Below are 4,123 nucleotides of genomic sequence, written 5' to 3' on the forward strand. Positions count from 1 at the left end.
TTCGGAATTTTCTCGCGTTCGTTTTTGTTTACTAAATTAGTTGCTTAAACACGCAACTAACCATACACAAAACCGTTATGTGCAAGCAGAAGAAACTTACGGAATAACATCAAAATTCTTCATTGAAAGTTAAAGTCGAGTTCTTGGCAGAAAAAAAAATCTTGAAAAAAGTGTGATTTTTGAAGCCATTGTGCGAATAATTAAGAAAGGACGAATTTTTCTTAATAAACGGAACTCAAATGGAAAACAAAAACATCGGATTAATAATTGTTGCCGTAATGGTATTTACAATATTATCAACAGGTTGTAGCATTTCAATAACTAGAAATTATTATAGTGAAAAACCAAAAACGCCAATAAAAACAGACAGCACAACCTATTTAGTAAAATTAGGTTCTCATTTACCCAAACCTAATTATGAACAGAAATAAGACAGACAACTTTCTGAATATAATTGAGAGCAATAAAGGCATTCTTTACAAAGTGGTAAACTCATATTGTCGGAATAATGAAGATAGAAAAGACCTCATTCAAGAAATTATATTGCAATTGTGGAAATCTTATGACAACTACAACGAAACATTCAAATACTCAACTTGGATGTACAGAATTTCTTTGAACGTAGCCATTTCATTTTACAGAAAAGAGAACAGTAGAAAACGAATTTCAAATTCGCTAACAACTGAAATTTTCGATTTTTCCGACACAGAAATAGCCGAAGAAAAAGAAACCAACTTTGGCTTCCTAAACCAAATAATTTCAGAATTAAACGATTTGAACAAAGCGTTAATGTTACTCTATCTCGAAGAAAAGAGTTATAAAGAAATTTCAGAAATCATAGGGATTTCAGAAACAAATGTCGCAACAAAAATCGGCAGGATTAAAGGCAAATTAAAAAAAGAATTTACTCAACTTAAAAATAAATAAAAATGGAAAATATAGAACTTATCAATATTTGGAAAACACAAAATGCAAAAATAGAACAGACATTAGCGATTAACAAACTACTTTTAAAAGAGACCATAGCCCAAAAAGCAGAATCTTCCTTACAAGGCTTGGTTAAATTAAAAACAGCAGGAATTGTTGCTTTTGTATTTTATCTTCTCATTTTGGGCTATGCCTTATTTTATGCTATTTCAAATTATTCCTCGGCAAGTAATTATTTTATTGTTTCAGTTTCAGCAATCGCTTTGATAAATATAAAAGGGTTTGCAGACTATATTAAACATCTTGCTTGGACAAAAAATATAAATTACGATGGTAGCATAATGGAAATTCAGAAACAATTATCAAGACTTCAACTTTCCATAATTGACCACGCCAAAATTATGTGTTTACAATTTCCCTTTTTTACAACATTTTATTTGAGTGACAATTGGTTTCCACAAAACGTGGGATCACCTTATATTATCTTTCAAATAATCCTAACAGGTAGTTTTATTTACTTTTCCTTTTGGTTATATAAAAATCACAAACCCGAAAACTTAAATAAAAAATGGTTTAGAAATTTAATAGTAGGTTCGGGCGGAAAATCCGTTGAAAAAGCCATCGAATTTTACAGAGAAATGGAAGAGTTTGAGAAAGAAAATTAAATGAACGGAAAAAAAGCCAGCACACAACAAAGTACTGTGGCAAAAAACAAGTAAAAACTCATTATTTTTTTACTAAAGTACTTTTATAATTTCCATCATATATTAACCCTGATTTAGCTATTGCATAGGCTTGTTTTAGTAGTTTATTACATACTGCAATTAATGCTAATTTTTTGCTCTTTCCTTTGGCGACGATTCGCTCATAAAGATCCCGACAAGCTCTGTTGTATTTGCAAGCATTAAAACTGCACATAAATAATAAATTTCTCAGCTTTTGATTCCCCATTTTACTGATTCGTGGTCTCCCTTTTACACTACTTCCACTTTGTCTAATTACAGGTGTTAGACCAGCGTAACTACACAATTCACTGGCGTTAGTAAAACGATTAAAACCGCCAGTTAAAACAATTAACATAATAGCTGTTTTTGGACCGATACCTGGAATAGTTTTTAAACGTGTTAATAAATCTTGGTGCTCTGTTTTTACCAAAGCCAATAGCTTATCTTCTAAATCTGCCATCTCTTTTTGAAGCTGCTTTAAACTGCGTTTTAAAGATCTTACAACCTCTTTACTTGGATTACCCAAAACAGCTTCACCATGTAGTTTATTTTTTAGCATAGTGCTTTGTTTTGTATACACTGAAAGAGTTCTGACGATTTGAAGACATTCTATGTCATTCTTAGAATTGCCTTTCCAAAGCTTTAATTCTACTTGCTCAGCATAAGCACAAATCAGTTTTGAATCACTCTTATCCGTCTTAACTTTTGATAATCCCATCTGGATAAAGCGTTTCACTGACAACGGATTTTCTACCGATACTTTTGTACCTAATTCTAACAAATGATACGCTAATTGATAATGGTAATAACCTGTCGCTTCCATAACGCAATGACTACTACAACCTAAGAGTTTTGAGAACTTTTTAAAACCAAACTCATTGTTTTTAAACTGGTAGTAATTACCTTCAGAATCTGTGACATCGAAAACTAAACGACTAATGTCAATTCCAAAATATTTAATATCTTTATTCATAACAAAATGTTTTTTTTGAAAGGACAATCTACGCGAGTTTCAACGACTTAAAATCGAGGTCTAAAAGCCTCATAGAACTGTACGAAATCTGTGTAGAAAAGAGAGGGGATTTTCAATGTTGACGAAGTCTAAAGCTTCTGCGTATATATTAACCTTACTCCTCTCTTTTGTTCTTTCTAATTTATCCTTAAATTTAATGAATTGTAAACTTAAGATGTATATAAAAAATAGGCGAAACAGTAATAAATTCATGGCTTTTGGCTTGTATCAAACTTTGTGCTTAATCGAAAGTTTTGTTCTTCGTAATCGCCTACTTTTCATATACTAACCGTTGTGTGCAACCATGAAAAATACAGCGACATCCATGAAAATTAGAGAATTATTATTTGGAGATTTGAACGTTATGGGAATGTGGTTAGGACAAGTATATTCAAAAAATTATGGGAGGCACGCTAAATTGGATTAAAGAAATATCAGATAATTATTTATAAACTTAAAATTGGATGAATTTATGAATTTTGAGATTAATTTTTTCTTTGTGCTTTTTGTGCTTTTATTGATTTATTTGGTTATGATAGCCCCTATTTCAGGATATTTAGAACACAATAAATTAAAACGAGAAGAATCTCGTGGCACAAACAAAAAGCTTAAAGAATATCAATCTACTATTATTTGGTCGTGGATACCTGTTATACTAATATTATTGCTTTTGCTATTTTCAGATGTAACATTCAGTAACATTGGATTTAGGTGGATAAATATATACACTTCTACACTTAATAAATGGATTGTAATTCCCTTTATTGCGTTGTGTCTTATTTATCTTTTCTACAATGTCTATTCGATAATAATACTTAAGTTTAATAAAAATGCAAGGCTTGAAGCATCTAAGAAACTTCCAGAATATGCTAAAACATTATTTCCTATAACTAGACTTGAGAAAAAAACTTGGATTTTTGTTGCTCTAACAGCTGGAATTACAGAAGAGATTATTTACAGAGGTTATTTGTTTTTTGCTTTTTCATTTATTTTCCCTTCTCTTTCACTATTTTATGTTTTACTAATCTCAACTTTTATTTTTGGTATTGGTCACATATATCAAGGGAAAGAGGTTGTCAAACCTACAATCTTAGGATTGGTATTTGGATTTGCTTACATAATATTTGATTCAATTATTCCAATTATAGTTTTACATTCGGTACAGGACTTAGTAGTTACAAACTTAATTGATGAAGAGTAATCAATGGCAGATATTAAAATTAACAATTTGATTATTACTGATAAAATAAAAAATGGCAGCACACAACAACGGATATAAAACATTGGGGGTTAGTTTGTTATCTTACATTTGCACCCGTGTCATGTTTCTTCTCGTGGGATACAGACGCGCCTCGCAAACCCCAACGTTTCATACCCGCGGACGTTAGCAGCAAGCAGTCACGTTTTGCTAACCGCTTTCTTAATCCAAGAGTTTTTTAATTCTAATCACGATAAAAAT

6 protein-coding genes are annotated in these 4,123 nt (G+C 31.1%); 5 read left to right on the forward strand and 1 reads right to left on the reverse strand.

Annotated elements, in window-relative coordinates:
• The first annotated feature begins 239 nt into the window (after window positions 1-239).
• Genes K1X16_RS17720 through K1X16_RS17730 form a run of 3 tightly spaced genes read left to right on the forward strand, consistent with a single transcriptional unit; the run spans window position 240 to window position 1,592 of the window.
• Window positions 240-431 (forward strand): hypothetical protein, encoded by a 192-nt coding sequence (locus K1X16_RS17720; protein ID WP_188460182.1) that lies wholly within the window; start codon window positions 240-242, stop codon window positions 429-431.
• Window positions 418-927, forward strand: coding sequence for an RNA polymerase sigma factor (locus K1X16_RS17725; RefSeq protein WP_225037404.1), 510 nt, complete (start codon window positions 418-420; stop codon window positions 925-927). Before K1X16_RS17720 ends, K1X16_RS17725 begins: the two co-directional genes overlap by 14 nt.
• 2 nt (window positions 928-929) lie before the next feature.
• A complete protein-coding gene (locus tag K1X16_RS17730) occupies window positions 930-1,592 on the forward strand; it encodes a hypothetical protein (protein WP_225037405.1) in 663 nt (220 codons plus the stop codon).
• A gap of 61 nt (window positions 1,593-1,653) precedes the next feature.
• Here K1X16_RS17730 and K1X16_RS17735 read toward each other — a convergent pair whose 3' ends face one another.
• Window positions 1,654-2,625 carry an IS110 family transposase gene (locus tag K1X16_RS17735; protein ID WP_225037406.1) on the reverse strand — a complete coding sequence of 324 codons (972 nt, stop codon included), beginning with the start codon at window positions 2,623-2,625 and terminating at the stop codon, window positions 1,654-1,656.
• Between the two features lie 343 nt (window positions 2,626-2,968).
• On the opposite strand from K1X16_RS17735, the gene K1X16_RS18025 reads away from it, so the two are divergent.
• Window positions 2,969-3,091, forward strand: coding sequence for a hypothetical protein (locus K1X16_RS18025; RefSeq protein WP_262902594.1), 123 nt, complete (start codon window positions 2,969-2,971; stop codon window positions 3,089-3,091).
• Between the two features lie 45 nt (window positions 3,092-3,136).
• Complete coding sequence (locus K1X16_RS17740) at window positions 3,137-3,865, forward strand: CPBP family intramembrane glutamic endopeptidase (RefSeq protein ID WP_225037407.1); 729 nt, start codon at window positions 3,137-3,139, stop codon at window positions 3,863-3,865.
• Window positions 3,866-4,123: the final 258 nt, after the last annotated feature.

The organism is Winogradskyella sp. SM1960, assembly GCF_020179375.1.
GTDB classification, from domain to species: Bacteria; Bacteroidota; Bacteroidia; order Flavobacteriales; family Flavobacteriaceae; genus Winogradskyella; species Winogradskyella marina.